17 protein-coding genes and 1 pseudogene are annotated in these 17,284 nt (G+C 41.1%); 11 read left to right on the forward strand and 7 right to left on the reverse strand.

The window, feature by feature from the left end:
* The first annotated feature begins 162 nt into the window (after window positions 1-162).
* The 3 genes from L884_RS0108110 to L884_RS0108120 all read left to right on the forward strand — a co-directional run bounded on the left by L884_RS0108110 (window position 163) and on the right by L884_RS0108120 (window position 2,259).
* The gene (locus L884_RS0108110) at window positions 163-813 is read left to right on the forward strand and encodes a LysE family transporter (RefSeq protein WP_028767024.1); all 651 of its coding nucleotides are present in this window, start codon (window positions 163-165) and stop codon (window positions 811-813) included.
* A gap of 156 nt (window positions 814-969) precedes the next feature.
* Window positions 970-1,779 carry a RecX family transcriptional regulator gene (locus tag L884_RS0108115; protein ID WP_028767025.1) on the forward strand — a complete coding sequence of 270 codons (810 nt, stop codon included), beginning with the start codon at window positions 970-972 and terminating at the stop codon, window positions 1,777-1,779.
* 135 nt (window positions 1,780-1,914) lie between these two features.
* Window positions 1,915-2,259, forward strand: coding sequence for a hypothetical protein (locus tag L884_RS0108120; protein ID WP_028767026.1), 345 nt, complete (start codon window positions 1,915-1,917; stop codon window positions 2,257-2,259).
* A gap of 104 nt (window positions 2,260-2,363) precedes the next feature.
* On the opposite strand, the pseudogene L884_RS23450 reads toward L884_RS0108120, so the two are convergent.
* The 3 genes and pseudogenes from L884_RS23450 to L884_RS0108135 form a co-directional block, all read right to left on the reverse strand.
* Window positions 2,364-3,870 (reverse strand): annotated as a pseudogene (locus L884_RS23450) (PhnE/PtxC family ABC transporter permease).
* Window position 3,871: 1 nt separating this feature from the next.
* A complete protein-coding gene (locus L884_RS0108130; protein WP_028767027.1) occupies window positions 3,872-4,540 on the reverse strand; it encodes an ATP-binding cassette domain-containing protein in 669 nt (222 codons plus the stop codon).
* A gap of 3 nt (window positions 4,541-4,543) precedes the next feature.
* A complete protein-coding gene (locus tag L884_RS0108135; protein ID WP_028767028.1) occupies window positions 4,544-5,398 on the reverse strand; it encodes a putative selenate ABC transporter substrate-binding protein in 855 nt (284 codons plus the stop codon).
* A 286-nt stretch (window positions 5,399-5,684) separates the two neighbouring features.
* Here L884_RS0108135 and L884_RS0108140 point away from each other — a divergent pair, with 286 nt between their 5' ends.
* On the forward strand, window positions 5,685-6,359 hold the full coding sequence (locus tag L884_RS0108140; RefSeq protein ID WP_028767029.1) for a response regulator: 675 nt from the start codon (window positions 5,685-5,687) through the stop codon (window positions 6,357-6,359).
* Window positions 6,350-7,702, forward strand: coding sequence for an ATP-binding protein (locus L884_RS0108145; protein WP_028767030.1), 1,353 nt, complete (start codon window positions 6,350-6,352; stop codon window positions 7,700-7,702). The genes L884_RS0108140 and L884_RS0108145 overlap by 10 nt, the downstream gene beginning before the upstream one ends.
* Here the strand turns inward: L884_RS0108145 and L884_RS0108150 are convergent.
* Entirely contained in the window at window positions 7,695-8,390 is a 696-nt protein-coding gene (locus tag L884_RS0108150; protein ID WP_028767031.1) for a 2OG-Fe(II) oxygenase, read from the reverse strand. The genes L884_RS0108145 and L884_RS0108150 overlap by 8 nt on opposite strands.
* 100 nt (window positions 8,391-8,490) lie before the next feature.
* Here L884_RS0108150 and L884_RS0108155 point away from each other — a divergent pair, with 100 nt between their 5' ends.
* Both L884_RS0108155 and L884_RS0108160 read left to right on the forward strand, forming a co-directional pair.
* Window positions 8,491-9,747, forward strand: coding sequence for a cyclic di-GMP phosphodiesterase (locus L884_RS0108155; RefSeq protein WP_028767032.1), 1,257 nt, complete (start codon window positions 8,491-8,493; stop codon window positions 9,745-9,747).
* Between the two features lie 124 nt (window positions 9,748-9,871).
* Entirely contained in the window at window positions 9,872-10,186 is a 315-nt protein-coding gene (locus tag L884_RS0108160; protein ID WP_037410580.1) for a DUF3135 domain-containing protein, read from the forward strand.
* 6 nt (window positions 10,187-10,192) lie between these two features.
* On the opposite strand, the gene corA is transcribed toward L884_RS0108160, so the two are convergent.
* The gene (gene corA / locus L884_RS0108165) at window positions 10,193-11,140 is read right to left on the reverse strand and encodes a magnesium/cobalt transporter CorA (RefSeq protein ID WP_028767034.1); all 948 of its coding nucleotides are present in this window, start codon (window positions 11,138-11,140) and stop codon (window positions 10,193-10,195) included.
* A 108-nt stretch (window positions 11,141-11,248) separates the two neighbouring features.
* Window positions 11,249-11,620: a hypothetical protein gene (locus L884_RS0108170; protein WP_028767035.1), complete on the reverse strand. Its 372-nt coding sequence runs from the start codon at window positions 11,618-11,620 to the stop codon at window positions 11,249-11,251.
* Between the two features lie 167 nt (window positions 11,621-11,787).
* Between L884_RS0108170 and L884_RS0108175 the strand changes: the two genes are divergently transcribed.
* On the forward strand, window positions 11,788-12,468 hold the full coding sequence (locus L884_RS0108175) for a YccT family protein (protein ID WP_028767036.1): 681 nt from the start codon (window positions 11,788-11,790) through the stop codon (window positions 12,466-12,468).
* A 66-nt stretch (window positions 12,469-12,534) separates the two neighbouring features.
* Here the strand turns inward: L884_RS0108175 and L884_RS0108180 are convergent, their stop codons facing one another.
* Entirely contained in the window at window positions 12,535-13,500 is a 966-nt protein-coding gene (locus L884_RS0108180) for a LysR family transcriptional regulator (RefSeq protein ID WP_245603090.1), read from the reverse strand.
* Window positions 13,501-13,723: 223 nt separating this feature from the next.
* Between L884_RS0108180 and xapA the strand changes: the two genes are divergently transcribed.
* The 3 genes from xapA (at window position 13,724) to L884_RS0108195 (ending at window position 17,005) form a co-directional block, all read left to right on the forward strand.
* Window positions 13,724-14,554, forward strand: a complete 831-nt coding sequence (xapA, locus tag L884_RS0108185; protein WP_028767038.1) for a xanthosine phosphorylase — start codon at window positions 13,724-13,726, stop codon at window positions 14,552-14,554.
* 12 nt (window positions 14,555-14,566) lie between these two features.
* Window positions 14,567-15,829 carry a NupC/NupG family nucleoside CNT transporter gene (locus L884_RS0108190; RefSeq protein ID WP_028767039.1) on the forward strand — a complete coding sequence of 421 codons (1,263 nt, stop codon included), beginning with the start codon at window positions 14,567-14,569 and terminating at the stop codon, window positions 15,827-15,829.
* 186 nt (window positions 15,830-16,015) lie between these two features.
* Window positions 16,016-17,005, forward strand: coding sequence for a patatin-like phospholipase family protein (locus L884_RS0108195; RefSeq protein ID WP_051435581.1), 990 nt, complete (start codon window positions 16,016-16,018; stop codon window positions 17,003-17,005).
* Window positions 17,006-17,284: the final 279 nt, after the last annotated feature.

Here is a 17,284-nt window from a genome sequence, read left to right on the forward strand (position 1 = left end):
GCTCTCCGCTGGCCATAGTTATAAATCGACATCTATTATGGGTGAATTTTTATCAATATTCACGAGCTGATTAACGCTATTCGTGCTAATTTACGATTTAAATCTTAAATACGCGATTTATCGTCAACAGTTCCGCCCATCAATAATTACTGCAGAGCATCAATGGATTTTCAGATACTCATTTCACTGGCATTAGTGCACATAGTAGCGCTAGCAAGCCCAGGCCCCGACTTCGCACTAGTGGTGCGCATCGCCACACAAGAATCCCGCGCGACAGCGATTGCAGCTGCACTGGGTATTGCTATTGCAATTTTAGGCCACACACTCCTCAGTTTAACCGGGGTTAGCTTAATCATTAAAAGCTCTGAAGTGTTATTTACGCTGGTGCAACTTACAGGCGCAAGTTACTTAGCTTGGATGGGCTTAGGTGCATTAAGAGCTGCAAAGCAGCACTGGCAAGACAAGTTCACTGTAGAGCAAACTTCAGTAAGCAAAGGCTTAACTGTTTCTCAAGGCTTTATGCAAGGCCTATATACCAACATATTAAACCCAAAAGCCTTAGTGTTTTTTATTACGCTCTTTTCAACCTTGATCACGCCTCAAGTCAATTTAATCACCAAGAGCTTGGCCGCTGCTTTGCTGTTTAGTTTATCCTTTATTTGGTTTAGTTTTATCGCAATTGTATTATCTAAACCCAGTATTCAACTCAAAATGAAGCAAGCTAGTCCGCTAATCAATTTATTAACTGGCCTAATCTTTGTGTTAGTCGCATTAGTGATTATCAATAGTGTTATCAGCACTTATCTACAATAATTACAGGACACATAACGAGTTGAAAACTATTCCCCAAAGTGCAATATCAAGCAATATGTTGCGTTCATTAACCCGTAATAGCGTGCTGTGACAAATACCCAGCTACCATTGAGGGTGTTACACTAGAATTGCTCACTATTAAGTTAAGATACTTTTATGTCACAGCCACCACTTCGCCAAGCAAAATCTCTCGATAATGTGTTTAATAGTGCCTATTGGCACCTTAGCCAGCAAGATTTTACCATCAGCGAGCTCCGCAGTAAGCTCGAGCGGAAAACCACCAATAGCCAATGGATTGATACGGTTATTTGCCGGCTGTTAGAAAGTGGCTATTTAAAAAGTAACATCGAATTTGCACAACGTTTTTGCCAACTTAGTTTTGGCAACGATATTGGCGTTGGCGCCATAAAACGTAAACTACTGCAACGCGGAATAAGCGAAGTAGACATTACCGATGCGCTAGAAAAAGTCATGAGCGAACAACATATTGATAGCTATCAAATGGCAAGCAATCGCTTATTAAATAAGTTTGAGCACTTTAATAACACCACAGCAGAAAAAGTCTTTAGTCAAATGACAAATAAAGGCTTTAATCGCGCCGAAATCAATTATGCGATTGAGCAACACCCCGCCAAAGATACCTTGCGCAGTAAACTAGCAATCAAAGCTGAAAAAGCTGACTTGGCCGTTGAAATTATTAAGCTATATAAAAAAGGCAAAGGCGGAAGCTTAATCTTACAAGAACTAAAACAACGGCTAATAGATGTAAGCGATTTTGAGCAAATTGTTTATCAATTGAGCTTATCTGAACAAGTCGACTTTTACGCAAGCTGTAAAGCTGAGCTCGATAAAAAGCGTTATGACTTAAGTGACTTTAAAGAAAAGTCAAAAGCTTATGCCTATTTATGCCGCAAAGGCTTTAGCAGTGATGAAATAAAACACGCAATGTTATTGGAGGAAGAGTAATACCGGTAAAATGACGTTATGCTGCTATTGCAGCAGCTTTATGCGTTTCTGTGAAGCCACCTATAGAATACCGCTTATGCTTTAAAGTAAGCTTGTTACTTCTAATCTGATTTCTGTAGCCAGAGGTAAAAGCTAATGTGGTGGCGAGTACTTATTATATTTTTAGCCTATGTTCTAATTGGGGCACACTTTTTACGTTTTGGCCACAATGAAGCCTGTATCGCATTTGCCTTAAGCCCGTTATTGCTTCTTATCAAATCAACCTGGGCAACTCGAATTTTACAGTTAGGCTTAGTTATATCAGCAATATTGGTATGGGGACTCAGCGCATTTGAATACATTCAAATGCGTATCGCTGCTGATGCACCTTGGTATCGACTAAGTGCCATTATGACTGCGGTAATTGCGTTTACACTGTTAGCAGCTTGGTGCGGCAACGGTATTATTGAAAAACGTAACCAACGTAAGTTCTTCAGTTAAGCACATACTAAAATATCGCTCAGTAAATAGTTGTGATATTGAGCGATATTAAACCTTTAGTTAAATTCGCAATTTATATACTGTGCGATAACCACGCACTATCATTAACAGCACCTAGCTAACTGCTTATGTTTCCCGTGCAATAGTCTCCTACTTGCGATATCGACCAATATGTTAATTAACGCGGTCACTAACAACAGCACAATTGCGCCGTTATAGCGGATTTCAGCAAAATTACTATCAATATAAAATCCCAGTGTTGCCACTCCTAACATACCCAATATCGCAGTTTCTCTTAAGATCACTTCAAAGCGATAAAACAGTAACGCCATCATATTGGGATAAACTGCTGGTAATACCTCAAAAGCATAGCTGTCTATGCGTTGATTAAAGTTATCTGCTGTGGGTAACTTATCTGATTGGCGAGTGAGCAAATAAGCGATCAGCGAGCATCGCAGGCAACATAGACGGACCAAGTAAAAGCAGAAAAACAAACGCAAAAATATACTCTGGCACTGAACGACAGATCAGCACCATAAAGCGACTACAATACCCGACAAATAAGCCCGCAAATGCGCGATGACACATAGTGCTAGCAACCAGAGCAATCGTATAGGTCATTCCTAGAGCGGCAACAGCCAATAGCAAGGTTGCATACATGCCGGGTAAAGCCTGCTCATATAATATAGGCTTCAGCCAAGTCGCTAACTCAAACAACCAAGCGCCTGATATTCCCTCGCCGTCTACGCCACCAGTCTGCAACATAGGAGGTAAAATATCATGACTAATAAAACGCCAAATAAGCGTACCATCAACCTCAGGCACAACCGGTAAGCTCCATACTGCAATCACCCAATAAACAGGTAATAGCTTTAATCGGCACCAATAATGAATAGTGCCAATTAGGCTAATAAACAATATTAACAATGCTGCTGCTTGATGATAATGCCCTTGCCTAAAAGCAGTTTCTAAATAAAAGCCTAAGGTTGGCATACCTACAAACCCCAATACAGCACTGCTCTTCAAACCACATTCAAAACGGTATCGTATATAAGCGCTGATTGGCACCAATACATGGGCTAAGCGCCCATATATATAGCGACTAATTCGATCGGTGTTACAGGCAAAGGTTTGCGATGTGGTCATAGGCGCTTACTGTAAAATATCACTAAATACTCGAGCAAATGTGGCACCATAAGGTAGCCCAATAGCCAAAATGCCAGTTAGTGGTGACAGACCAAAAATTTGTAAAAACAACAGCGCCCAGAACAGCTCATGAATTGAGCGAGTAAAGGCACATATACAGGCGATAAACGGCTTGTGATAAATAAGCGACAGTGGTGCACCAATACATAGCGCCAAACTGACACCTAGAAGCGCAAATCCGACAGTTTGCCATAGGGCATTGATTAAATATTCCGTAGCAAAAAAGTCAGGCGATACAAAGCCTTTTGCTATCAAAACCAATTCATGCCAAGGATCTAGTGCAATGATTTCTGTATCTGCGAACAAAAAACAGATGCCTGCAATCAGTAATAAAGAACAGCTTACTTTTTGCCAATAGCCAACAAAGGCAAATGGGCGAGTGAAACGCTTACGATCAGCTGACAAATCAACGACTCATTTCATAAAGTGCTTGGAGCTGATCTTGATGAGCATCAACGCAAATGTCGTGGACATAAACATCAAACTGTCTCTTACCTTGGTGCAAACCAATAACGCGGTCGAAACACGCTAATGCCATACTGGTATCATGCAGTGCCATGATTACAGTTGAATGTTGATTAAAGACATACCTTAACAAGCGTCTTCCCATTGTAGGATCGAGCGCAGAAAAGGGTTCATCACCAATAAAGACCTGCTGTTTTTGATAAAGCGCTCGCCCTAAAGCTACACGCTGACGCTGGCCACCTGACAGATTGGCAACAACTTGAGTCATTGGGCACTCAAGCTCTAGAGCAGTAGTAAGCTCACTCACTTTATAACGGTTGCTTGGTAGTGGATAAACTAAGTTAACTAGATTGTATAACCAATGGTGTCGCTGCAGTTCCCCCATATAGATATTATGAAATACACTCAGGTTTTCAACCAAGCCTTGTCGCTGCGAGCACAATGCCGCTTTAGATCGCAACACATCATAGATATGATGAATAAGCGTTGTTTTACCACTACCTGAACGCCCAACTATCGCTATTTTTTCTCCCTCTTTTATCGTTAAACTATCGATGTCTAACGCTACTTTACCGCCAAACTCTACAAGTACATGTTCAATTGTAAGCATGAGTTAATCGATCAAACCTATTGCTTTAGCGACATCTTCAATGGGCTCATAATCACTGTTATCTGCGGGCACAAAAGACTGTCGAGGGAAACTGCTAAGCAGCTCTGTATCTGTCATTCCTAGCAAGGCTTGAGTGACTTTTTCAGAAAAGCCTTTACCAAAATTAGCGTTAACGTCGCCTCTAATGGTCCATTGATAGTCTGGATAGGCGGGACTTTCCCAGATAACATTCACTTTGTTTAAATCGACTCTACCGTTAGCTAATGCGCTTTCCCAGACCTTATAATTAACTGCACCGACTTGATAAACACCAGCCTGAACTTGCGCTATAGTGCGACTGTGATCCCCTGAGTAACCAATCCTTTTAAACACTTCTTTAGTATTTTTACCTAAATTACGCTCAATAAAGAATTGCGGCATAAGTCGACCGGAGGTGGAATTTTTTGCACCAAAAGTAAATGTATAACCATTTATATTGGGAAAACTATCACTCGGCACAATCTCTGTTGATGAATGCGCAATAAAATAGCTTTTAAAAAACTGATCTTCGTAGCCCTGCGCTATCGCTTGGGAATCTGGAACTAAACGCCGAGCTTGTACCCCTGACAAACCACCAAACCAGGCCAGTTGAACTTGATTATTTCTAAACGCCGTGACAGCTGCAGAATAAGACTTAACCGGAATATACTTAACATCTATGCCTAATTGCTGCTCAAGATATTGTGCGACCTTCTCAAACCGAGTACGAAGCTGAGTCTCATCTTCGTCTGGAATAGCGGTAAAAGTAAACGTCTGTGCCATTACCGTAGGCGAGCTTAACAGGGCTAGTAATACGGCACATCGCATCTTGAGCGACATATTGTCATCCTTAAAAATGAAAAATAAATTTTACTTAACCTTAACGAAAATTCAGCAACAAACCCAGTGTTCACCACATAAAATAACGTGAAGATCGTAAACGACCGCGTTTTATAGACAAAACTCTCACTTTTAAGGCCAAAACCTACACAAAAAAGAGGTGAATATCCTAGTTCAGCAGTTGTTAAGTTTATAAGGCGTAAACTCTTTATTCATCACATACATAGTTGCAGTCGTCGTAATTCTGCGTAAACTGAACTGTATCGAATTCAAGGATATTTAGATTATGCGAATACTGGTTGTTGAAGATGATCCAATTTTATCTCACCACTTAAAAGTTCAATTAAGTGAGTTAGGTAACCAAGTTCAAGTTGCATTAACAGCTAAAGAAGGATTTTATCAAGCCACCAACTACCCTATTGATGTTGCTATCGTTGATTTAGGATTACCCGATCAAGATGGCATTAGCCTTATTCAAAGCTTGCGTGACAGTGGTCTTAAAGCGCCAGTACTTATCCTAACTGCTAGAGTTAACTGGCAAGATAAAGTTGAAGGCCTAAATGCCGGCGCTGATGACTATTTAGTTAAACCATTTCAAAAAGAAGAGCTAGTTGCACGTCTTGATGCATTAGTCCGTCGCAGTGCAGGATTTGTCAAACCACAGATAACCAGTGGCCCGTTAGAGATAGATCTCGCAGCTAAACAAGTGACATTAAATGATCAGCCAATGGAAGTGACTGCATTTGAATATTTAATCTTGGAATATTTAATGCGACATTGCCATGAAGTTGTAGCTAAGCAACGTTTGCTCGATGTCATATATGGCGACAAAGAAGGCGATCCCAATACCATTGAAGTGATGGTTAGCCGACTACGTAAAAAGTTAACTAAAGACGGCCTTGAAAACCCAATCGCTACCATCCGTGGCCAAGGGTATAAGTTCAACTTACCATGCAGTTAAAATTCAAACCAAAGAAACGTCTGCTCACGCGGATGTTTCTTACCTCCTTATCAATTATCGCCTTAGTGGGTTTTGGCTTGGCCTGGATGGTCAATATTCTGCATGCGCAAAATAGTTATAATGAAGAAACTGCACAGCTAATTGCTGAAATCCCTAAAGTTGCTGCTGAGTTAAGAGAGCACGACTTAATACCCGACAACAGTGATGAATGGCTTGAAGATAATAGCGCAAAACAGCGTTATATTATTGCCAGTTGTGACAGTACATTTAATCAAGTATGGACCTCGTCACTCGCCGTTGATCGTGGACTGTTTGACACCTGTGAACGTTTTAACGAGATCAGAAATAGCTCTCCCCCCTATTATCTTTCGCTTGCCGACTCTAAAGGTTATTTCGTTTATTTGCTGTCCCTTGAGATTGCCGCCAATAAATACAATCTACTGGTATTAAAAGACGCTGAAAAACTCGAAGAAGAATACAGTAAGTTCAGTCGCTTAACCTATATCCGCTTAGCGTTTGTATTAGCCCTCGCACTAGTGTTGCTTATCAGTGCTGCCTACTGGGGAATGCGCCCCTTAGTACGATTACGCAATGAGTTGCAGTCTGTAAACAGTGGTAAATCTAAATCCTTATCCGATGGCTACCCAGTTGAACTTGAAGGCGTCACTCAAGCACTCAACCAACTGCTTGTGCAGTCAAGCGCGCAGCAGCAGCGTTACCAAAACGCGATGAATGATCTCGCTCATAGCCTTAAAACCCGACTGGCAGCGGTGCATGCCATCACTGATGACTCATCCTTAGATAAAGAGGCTTGCAGTGAAAAAATCATGGAACAAGTTAGCCAAATGGATCAATTGGTAAAATACCAATTAAAACGTGCCATGCTAGGCCGTAAAGGACTTAAGCAAGAGCAGACACAAATTGGCCCTTTAGTTGAACAACTTTCGCAAATGTTGTTTAAAGTCTATCGTGATAAACAGGTAAAATTTGAGTCAGCAATTCCAGCAGAACATGTGTTTCCCGGTGACAAAGGCGACTTAATGGAACTGTGTGGAAATTTAATGGAGAATGCATTCAAACTATGTATCAGCACAGTGAAAGTGTCTTCCTATTACAATGATGCCGGTGAATTTGAATTGCTCGTTGAAGACGACGGCCCGGGTGTTGAAGAGAGTATTAGACAAAATATCATTCAACGAGGGGTACGCGCGGACACCCAAAAACCTGGGCAAGGGATCGGCCTTGCTGTTTGTAATGAAATCGTCATCAGTTATGGCGGCCGTTTAAGCATTGAAACCTCTGAACTCGAAGGGGCATGCTTTAGGATTTCTATTCCTATTTAACTGCGGCATATAACTGCTCAGCGCGATTAAACATGATCCAAGACGTTGCGATATATTTGTCGTGACTCTTGGGCATATTGCCTCGATGAGAATGGGTGAACCCAGCAGGCGCAATAACCATAGTGCCCTTTTTCGGCTTTACCCGCTTATTCTGATAATAGAACTCAGTTTCGCCGCCCTCTTCCACGTCATTTAAATAAAACATATAAAGCACGACTCTGTGCAACGCTTCATTATGCCCCTGTTGCGGAAACTGCTCTGAATGCCAATGGGGATAGCCGCCTTTTGCTTTAGGGTACTTTTGAATATTAATAGTGCCACTTCGATACAGGTATTTAACCAAGGCTTCAGCTCTGTTTTTACCGTACTTTTGATAATTATCAGGCGTTAAGGTGATTGATTCACCATTCTCGCCAGCAACATTTACCGCTACCGCCCCCATTAATGCGAGCGAATACTTATCAAAGTATCTTGTTACATTCGCTAATGTATAACCCAATAAACGATTTTTCATCACTGCCAGATCCGGGTGAGCATCAAGCATTAAATCTAAGCTGACCTTCTTAGATGTATCTACCCCACCACCAGTACGACCAGCTTGCACACCTGAATGATTATCAAATTGGCGTACTAATTCATCACAAAATTCATTCGGAAGTGCATTGGGATATACTTCTATAAAATCCATTTATTGGGCTCTCTATTTATCTATAATTTACAGTTAAGTAATTGTAAATTATATAACTTGAGTTAGAATAGCAAATCAGCAAAGATTTAAAATAATACTCATGACAAATAGTTGTAAAGTTGCAGTAACACAGCTTCAAGTTGGTAATTTTGTACGTTTACCTATCGCCTGGAAAGATCATCCTTTCGTTTTTAATACGTTTAAAATCAAGCAGCAAGCTCAAATAGAGATCATAAAAAATCTTGGCATAAAATTCGTTTATGTTAGAGAGGATCGTAGTGATGCACCACCGCTGTCCGCTAAAGCTGCTGCAAATAACGCCGCTATTATTGATAACAACTTGCAACAAATTTCCAATGAACTGCATCAGCAAAAAGCCAAGAGTATTGAAGCCCAACAGGCGCTAAGACGTCATCTGCAAAAAACCGAGAAAGACTTTGTTCGCAACGTCGCTATGATGCGTAATCTGATAAATAAACTACGCAATCGTCCCCTTGACGCCGTTAATGAGGCCAAAGAATTAGTTCACGGTGTGTGTAATCAACTTCTTACCGAAGACAAACTCGTTTTACACCTAATGTCAGATGCCAAAAATGACGAAAGTATCTATTACCACTCTATCAATGTTGCGGTCCTTTCAATGTTAGTTGCTAAAGAGCTTAGCTGGAGTCGCAAAGAGATTGAATGGATTGGCATGGGGGCTTTATTTCATGATATTGGCAAGCTTAATATACCCACTCAACTATTACGCAAAGCCACACCACTGACAAATGCAGAGCAGAACTTTTTTAATCAGCACCCATTAATGGGCGTAAAGCTACTTAATGGCGCGGATAACTTTCCGAAAGAAGCCCTACCTATCGTGTTAAATCATCATGAATTTTTAGATGGTTCTGGTAGCCCCAATGGCTTAAAAGAAGCTGATCTTGATAAACTAAGCCAGCTGGTTTGTGTCATCAATACCTATGACAACTTGTGCCACTCAGATCGGAGCAAGAAAGCGCGTACTCCCTACTCAGCGCTCGGCTTCCTTTACAAAAACTATAAAGAGCAGCTTAATCAAACGGTAATTAATCGCTTAGTAAAAATATTAGGGGTTTATCCACCGGGTAGCGTTGTCGAATTAAATTCAGGCCAATTTGCTATGGTCATGTCGGTTAATTTGAGTCAGCTATTACTTCCTAGAGTACTCGTCTATGATCCAAGCGTGCCAAAAGAACAAGCGCCAATTATTGACCTTGCAGCTGAAAACTTAAATATTGTTAGATGTTTGCCTGTAGCCGCTCTGCCAGAGAAAATATTGAAATACCTCAACCCAAGAGAAAAAGTCAGCTATTTCTTAGGCTCGGAAAGATAACCTTGATAGCAAGCAGTAGCAGGTTCATCACTAAAAAATGATAAGCAATTAACTGCTATTTCTTGCTGAATTAAGCACCACTAACTAACGTTAATATATAACATTAATGTTACAGGCAGTGCTTATGACTGAACTTCCAGATTTTGATAGACTATTATGGCTAGCAAAGAATGCCCCAGATAAGCTCGATGCATTACAAAAAAAATTAAGCCAAGAAGTCATTAATGATGCGAGTCAAACTAATCAAGCCAACCTCAACTGTTTACTGCATGACTTAGAAAAACGCTTAGCTTTATGCGATAGCCCAAATCAACGCTGCCAACTAGTTAGTAGCTTAATGTTTCAAAAGCTGGCCATACTCAATCAAGTTTACAACCAGCCAGAGCAGTTTTTTTCTAATAAAGCTAAAGTTGTTCCCTTAGGTAACAAACTAGGTTAATGCGGATTACAGCCAGCCTTTGCGCTTAAAGAATAGATAAGTACCAGCGGCACTGCCAAACATCATGGCGATAGCCATTGGATAACCAAAGCGCCAATCAAGCTCAGGCATATTGACAAAGTTCATCCCATAAGCGCTGGCAATCACAGTCGGTGGCAGAAACACCACAGCCGCAACCGAGAATATCTTAATGATCTTATTTTGCTGTAGCCCACTGAAGCCCATTGCCGCATCAAGTAAAAAGTTTAACTTATCAAAAATAAACTGACTATGTGGCATCAAGGACTCAATATCTGACAGCATTTCTCTTAGATCTTTAAGCTCCTCATCGGACAACTGGGTACGATAATATCGTTGCATAAAACGCAGTGAACGTTGAGTATCTAGCAGACTTAAACGGATCTTGCCATTTGAGTCTTCTTGACGGGTGATCAGCTTAAAGACATTATCGAGTTCTTCATTTTTAAATACTTCCTCACTGACATTTTCAAGAACAGTATAAACGTCTTCAATGAGATCGGATAAGTATTCAACTTTTAGGTTAAATAGCTCCAACAATAGCGATTCTGGCGTTGTTGCCTCAATTTTTCCAAGTCGCAGGTAATTACGTAACAGACGTATTAAACCAACATCTTCATCTCGGATTGTCAGTAAGAAATTCTTACGTAAATTAAAAGACACGTTAACGCCTTTAACGTCTTGGCCTGCACGTTGCGGAAATAACGAGTTAATGTGCAGACCATCGTTATTTTGATAAAAACGCGCAGATGCTTCAATTTCGTTGATATCTTCTTCATCTGGTACGTCTTCAACAGAAAAACGACTTAACCATTCACGTTCCTGTTCATCTGGCTTATAGAGATCAAGCCAAATGATACTGGGAGGGATTGTATCCTTAATGCTCAACTCAAAAATCGTGATCTTACGATTCTCATAGGCATAGGCTGTAATCATAGCTCCTCCTTTTAAACGCATAATGCAAACGGTAAACAAAAAAACGTGGGCTATTCTACCCTATAACGCGAGTCTGCAAAGGGCTATCCAGAAAAATATGCCTAAAGATTATTCATTTACAGGGTTTGCTACGATAATTCGCTCTTGGTTCGACAATCTTATACGAATACCGTTAATGGTTGTTATTTCATTGCTAGTGATATCTTTTTTTCGTACTTGATACACAACCGACTCATCACTTGCCGGTGACACTATCGTTACACTTACAACCTTACGGCCATCACTCCAGTCCCAATACCAATATGCTGCGGTCGCAGTCAGTGATAAAGCAATTAAAATATAACCTGCAACTTTTAGCTTAATGTTGTTTGCCAGATCTTTGGTGTTAACCCTAGTGCTTTGGCTCTGCTCTTTAGGTCTTCGGATATAAAGCATAGCAACAACAATAACCAGCACAGTAATCAGTATTTTAGTTAGCACTCAAGTTCCCTCATTAGCATTTGTACTGATTATACTCATAAATCGCTTAATAAACTGTTATCGAGCTCCAAGCATTTGCATACTGCTTGGCAATATCAGCATCTCGTCATGCAAATTTGGCATCATTCTGCTATAAAAGAGATCATTACTCTTAGTTAGGATCCCTAATGAACCGTTATTTAATTGCCTTATGTTGTTCTGTATTACTTTTTAATACCAATGCTGTTGCAGAGGTAACCCTAGATTTGCCCTCAAATCTAGATCTTGTGTTAGTTAACGGCAATGAGAGTAGCGGCAATGACACTCTCAAACTCGAGAATGGTACCAATCAGATCGCATTTCGCTATATTGGCCGCTATCAACAACATGGCACTCAAACCCAATTTAAGTCTGATATCATTATTATCAAATTCGACGAGCAGAACAGCCAACTTAGCCTTACATTGCCAAGGATCCGTTCAAACGGTGCCGCAGATAACTTTAATAAAGCGCCCCAGCTAACGTTAATTGATAGCAATGAGCAAAACGTTCACTTTGAACAAGGTAAGCTAATAAAAGACGGCTTACAGCTAGGTCGAGATTACCAGCAAGAGATGGCGGCCTATAATTTAACCGCTCAAAGTGCTTCGCTACAGCTTAAAGGGTCAGCTGGCGTAAGCAGTGCTATGATCGCCGCTCCAACGATAGCTGCAGCAAGTGGTACTACTCCCGCTAGTAGTCAGCAGCAGAGCACTTCTCAAGCTACAGTTAACCAGCAAATTAATGTTGGCCAAATGCTCGACTTTTGGTATCAACAAGCAGACGAAGAAACCCGCAAAGCCTTTAAAGAGCGGATTAATAGCAATTAGTTTAAATAATTAACAGCCTTTAAAAAGCCTGCTATATGCAGGCTTTTAACTTTTATGGAAACATAGTTACTCTATAACTTTAAGGTTTTGACTATTCATAAAAAGATGAATCGACTGAATAAGTGACTGCTTTTCTGACGTTATTTTTTGAGGGTTATACACGGCGCAAATATGAGCATTAATTTGCTGCTTTAACGCAACGAACCGAATATGCTGCCAATTTTGACGGCTAAAACTTTGCGGTACAATCGAGATCCCTTCTCGGCTTTCAATGACATTCATCAATGTCATAGGCTCAACCACCTCTTGTACTAAGTTAGGTATAAAACCGGCTTTAATACAATGGTTAACCACTAACTGCGCTGAAGCAGAGTTTTTTTGACTCATCATGACAAAGTGCTCTTTAGCCAATTCAGTCAAACATAACTGCTTGTGTTTACTTAATGGATGCTTATCCGATAATGCAACACACATAGGTTCGCAATACAAGTTGCATGATTCTAATGGGGCAATATCTAACGTATCAGCATAACGAACAAAACCAATATCAATCTCGTTATTAAATAAGGCCACCTTTTGTTGCTGTGGTGATTGCTCAATAAACTCAAACTGGATTTTAGGAAATTGTTGTTTCAACTGCTGACATGCATGGCCGAACCCCGCCCAAAACACCGAACTAACGATGCCAAGTCGCAACACCCCTTGGCTATGACGCGCATACTGAGTCACTTGATTGATAGAGCTTTCCATCACGTTAAAAATAGACTGGCATTGTTCCCGAAGTAAAAATCCCGCCTCTGTAAGCTGAATACTTCTTTGTTCGCGATTGAATAACACTACACCTAAGACAGTCTCAAGCTCGCGCATTTGTGCACTGAGCGGCGACTTAGAAATGTGTAATTGCTCAGCCGCTTGAGTCAAGCTTTGACAGTGACTCGCAACATAAAAGTAGCGCAGCATTTTCATACTAATTCGCTCCGCCCAATACAGAGTTTTGAGATCTAACGCACTTACAGTTTGGTGTTTGTTCACAAATTTAGCGTCCAATATTTTTGTGCCATTAATCACTTTTGATTGTGCCGTAATCAGAATACTGCATTAGTTGATGTTTTAATTATCAGTTCTATGAGTACTCGCTTTAAAGATCACAAACGTACTGAAAAACAGCACAATAGCGTTATTTTTAGCGATTTTAATCAAATTGGCTTAGGAATATCGTGAGACCAATAACAAAGTCCACCTTAGGAATATATTAATGTCTCTGTACGACCCTGTCCCAAATGCTGTTGCTACCATAGAAAAATACAAGCCCGGCTTTAAACCGCAAATTGCAATGATCTTAGGTTCAGGCCTAGGAGTGTTGGCTGACGAACTAGAAGATAAAGTTAGTATTGGTTATCAAGAATTAGACGGTTTTCCAGTAAGCACTGTTGAAGGCCACAGTGGTGAACTTGTTCTTGGTTACCTAAACGGCGTACCAGTAGCATGTATGAAAGGCCGCGGACATTTCTATGAGCACGAGTCAATGAAAGTAATGACGACTCCGGTGCGTACTTTCAAAACACTTGGTTGTGAAATGTTGCTAGTAACTAATGCTGCAGGCTCACTTCGTCCAGAGCGCATTGACGTGGGTTCACTCGTTGTGTTCTCTGACCACATCAACACTATGCCAAGCACACCTATGACTGGACCAAATGACGATAAATACGGCCCGCGCTTCTTTAGCCTAGCTAACGCTTACGATAAAGATCTGCGTGAACAAGCCCTATCAATTGCTCAACGTGAAGGTATCGCTGTAAATGAAGGGGTATTTGTTTCTTACCCAGGCCCATGTTTCGAAACCGCTGCCGAGATCCGCATGATGCAAATTATTGGCGGCGATGTAGTAGGCATGTCAGTTGTACCAGAGGTGATTTCAGCGGCACACTGTGGTTTGCCCGTTCTTGCGATTTGTGCCATCACCAACATGGCTGAAGGACTAGGTGATGTGAAGCTATCACATGAACAAACACTAAAATGCGCCAAGCTAGCAGAAAGCGATTTCTTAAAGCTAATTAACGCTTTCGTTATCAATGTTAAGAAATAAGGGGCTACCACAATGATGTTCATGGGATTTGTCGGCATGCTAGTGCTACTGGGCATTGGTGTCGCTTGCTCAGTGAGTCGCCGCTCAATCAATTTGCGTACCGTCGGCGCAGCATTAGGTCTACAAGTACTTATTGGCGCGTTCGTACTTTATGTACCTGTCGGTCGCCAAGCTTTAGAATCGATGTCACACGGTGTACACGTTGTACTTGATAGCGGTAAAGCCGGTATTCGCTTTTTGTTCGGTAACTTAGTTAACTTCTCAGTTGAAGGTATTGGCTTTGTTTTCGCACTTAACGTACTGCCACTCGTGGTATTTTTCTCTGCCTTAATTGCCGTTTTATACTACCTCGGCATTATGCAATTTATCATCCGCATCATTGGTGGCGGTATGGCTAAATTACTTGGCACCTCGCAGCCAGAATCTATGTCTGCTGTATCAAACATTTTTGTTGGTCAAAGTGAAGCCCCATTAGTCATTAAGCCATACATGGCAAAAATGAGCGACTCAGAGTTTTTTGCTGTGATGTGTGGTGGTATGGCGTCAGTTTCAGGTACCGTGTTAGCCGGCTACGCTATGATGGGTGTCGACATGGAATACCTACTAGCCGCGTCATTTATGGCAGCTCCTGGTGGTGTTTTATTCGCTAAACTTATTTTGCCGGAAACTTCAGCACCAACCTACACCATGGATAGCAAAATCCAGTTTGATGACAAGCCACCTGTTAACGTGCTTGCTGCAGCGGGTGAAGGAGCAGCCAGTGGATTGAAACTAGCTGCAGCTATTGGTGCAATGCTAATTGCAATGATCGGTTTAGTCACGCTTGCCAATAACCTACTTGGCAGCGTCGGCGATCTCGTTGGTATGCAGCTTTCGCTTGAAGGCATATTGGGCTGGATCTTTGCCCCGCTTGCTTTCCTACTCGGCGTACCGGTTGCTGATATGGCCATTGCAGGTTCAATGATTGGTAAAAAACTTATCGTTAACGAGTTTGTTGCATATAGCGACTTAGCACCATACCTTAAAGATAATGCGGAAGTCACTGCAGCAGGCCTACAAGTGCTACAAGAAAAGAGTAAAGTCATTATTAGCTTTGCACTTTGTGGGTTTGCTAACCTTGCCTCTATGGGTATTTTAATTGGTGGACTTGGTACGCTTTGCCCTTCAAGAACTGACTTTATCGCAAAATACGGTTTAAAAACCGTAATTGCTGCAACCTGTTCAAACCTAATGAGTGCAGCTATCGCAGGTATTTTCTTCTCCCTAGCAGCATAAGAATTTATCACCAATCCGCAAACGGATACCCATTATGATTTAAAAAGGAGCCTAACGGCTCCTTTTTGTTACTTAGGCGATACTTATGGAGTTTCTCTATCTCATCAATTGGTTTAATCAATTATACAAGTTGCGTTAGAAGGCATAGATTATCGGTATTCAATTTCACTATCAAACAAGCAACTTATGCCGTCAAATTTCACTGTACAAACACCGTACATTAAAGGGTTTATAAGCGATACCCCAATAGCACAAACCGCATTAGTTGCTGAAGGTGGTGGTCAACGTGGAATTTTTACCGCAGGGATTTTGGATGCTTGGTTAGAACATCAATTCAATCCTTTCAAGCTATTGATTGGTACCTCTGCAGGCGCGCAAAACTTATCGAGCTATATTACAGGACAAAAAGGTTTTGCTCATCGCTCGATTACTGAGTTTTCGAGTTCACCAAAATTTTTTAGTTTAAGCCGACCATTTAAAGGTCAAAGCACTGTCGACTTAGATTGGTATTTTGACCAAGTTGGCACAGATCCGACTAACAGCACCGCCTCGCACCAACTCGATCTACAAAAAGGGCTTATACAGCTAAAGCATCGACAACTATTAATCTCAACGACGAATAGCTCTAACTATCAGGCTAGCTTTTTTAGCCCAAATAGAGGGAACTGGTTAACCTTACTCAAGGCATCGAGCGCACTGCCCTTGCTCTATAAAGAAGGTGTAAAAATTAACGACGACTTTCAAGTTGATGGTGGCTTATCTGCACCTTTACCTGTAGAAGAAGCCTATAGAAGAGGAGCAAGAAAAATTGTTGTGCTGAGAACTTTACCCAGACAGTACGCTGCAAATACACCTTGGGCCAACCGATTAAAGTCTTGGGTTTGTTCAGAAGGACAGTGCCCTAAGGCGCTGGAATTTTTTATACACCATGAATATGCTTATCGTGACGCATTACGATTTATTGATTCACCGCCTGATGACGTCGAAATTATTCAAATCTTCCCTAAGCAGAGCTTGAAAAGCAAACTAATCGGCAGTAAAAAACTAGCCCTGCAAGCAGATTACCAAGAGGGCAAACAAGCAGGAAGTGACTTTATAAAACAGTACTCAGAAACATTACTAAAACCTGTGAAAACGACTATAGCTGCGCCTCGAAAGACTCTACGATATTGCTAACCCATGATGGCATTTATTAAACACACACCTTTAGACACATCGGATAAGACTGCACTGCAATCTCTAGCCTATTTTCAATAAAAGAATTTCATATCAATGCAGTAGCTGAGTACCTTAATAGCTGTAGGCTTACCAACGCGTAGCGTAGCTGGGGCGGACTATTTTTTGTAAAAGTCCTCGACGTCACGACTAGATTATTAAATATTACAAAACGAAAAAAGCCTCTGCATTGCTGCAGAGGCTTTCATCTTAATGTTTGTGGGTGAGTACGGCGATAGC

The sequence above is a fragment of the Shewanella fidelis ATCC BAA-318 genome, from assembly GCF_000518605.1.
Taxonomy (GTDB): Bacteria; Pseudomonadota; Gammaproteobacteria; order Enterobacterales; family Shewanellaceae; genus Shewanella; species Shewanella fidelis.

Coding starts and splice junctions, on each gene's coding strand:
- L884_RS0108110 (WP_028767024.1), top strand. CDS start 163: ATGGATTTTCAGATACTCATTTCACTGGCATTAGTGCACATAGTAGCG.
- L884_RS0108115 (WP_028767025.1), top strand. CDS start 970: ATGTCACAGCCACCACTTCGCCAAGCAAAATCTCTCGATAATGTGTTT.
- L884_RS0108120 (WP_028767026.1), top strand. CDS start 1,915: ATGTGGTGGCGAGTACTTATTATATTTTTAGCCTATGTTCTAATTGGG.
- L884_RS0108130 (WP_028767027.1), bottom strand. CDS start 4,540: ATGCTTACAATTGAACATGTACTTGTAGAGTTTGGCGGTAAAGTAGCG.
- L884_RS0108135 (WP_028767028.1), bottom strand. CDS start 5,398: ATGTCGCTCAAGATGCGATGTGCCGTATTACTAGCCCTGTTAAGCTCG.
- L884_RS0108140 (WP_028767029.1), top strand. CDS start 5,685: ATGCGAATACTGGTTGTTGAAGATGATCCAATTTTATCTCACCACTTA.
- L884_RS0108145 (WP_028767030.1), top strand. CDS start 6,350: ATGCAGTTAAAATTCAAACCAAAGAAACGTCTGCTCACGCGGATGTTT.
- L884_RS0108150 (WP_028767031.1), bottom strand. CDS start 8,390: ATGGATTTTATAGAAGTATATCCCAATGCACTTCCGAATGAATTTTGT.
- L884_RS0108155 (WP_028767032.1), top strand. CDS start 8,491: ATGACAAATAGTTGTAAAGTTGCAGTAACACAGCTTCAAGTTGGTAAT.
- L884_RS0108160 (WP_037410580.1), top strand. CDS start 9,872: ATGACTGAACTTCCAGATTTTGATAGACTATTATGGCTAGCAAAGAAT.
- corA (WP_028767034.1), bottom strand. CDS start 11,140: ATGATTACAGCCTATGCCTATGAGAATCGTAAGATCACGATTTTTGAG.
- L884_RS0108175 (WP_028767036.1), top strand. CDS start 11,788: ATGAACCGTTATTTAATTGCCTTATGTTGTTCTGTATTACTTTTTAAT.
- xapA (WP_028767038.1), top strand. CDS start 13,724: ATGTCTCTGTACGACCCTGTCCCAAATGCTGTTGCTACCATAGAAAAA.
- L884_RS0108190 (WP_028767039.1), top strand. CDS start 14,567: ATGATGTTCATGGGATTTGTCGGCATGCTAGTGCTACTGGGCATTGGT.
- L884_RS0108195 (WP_051435581.1), top strand. CDS start 16,016: ATGCCGTCAAATTTCACTGTACAAACACCGTACATTAAAGGGTTTATA.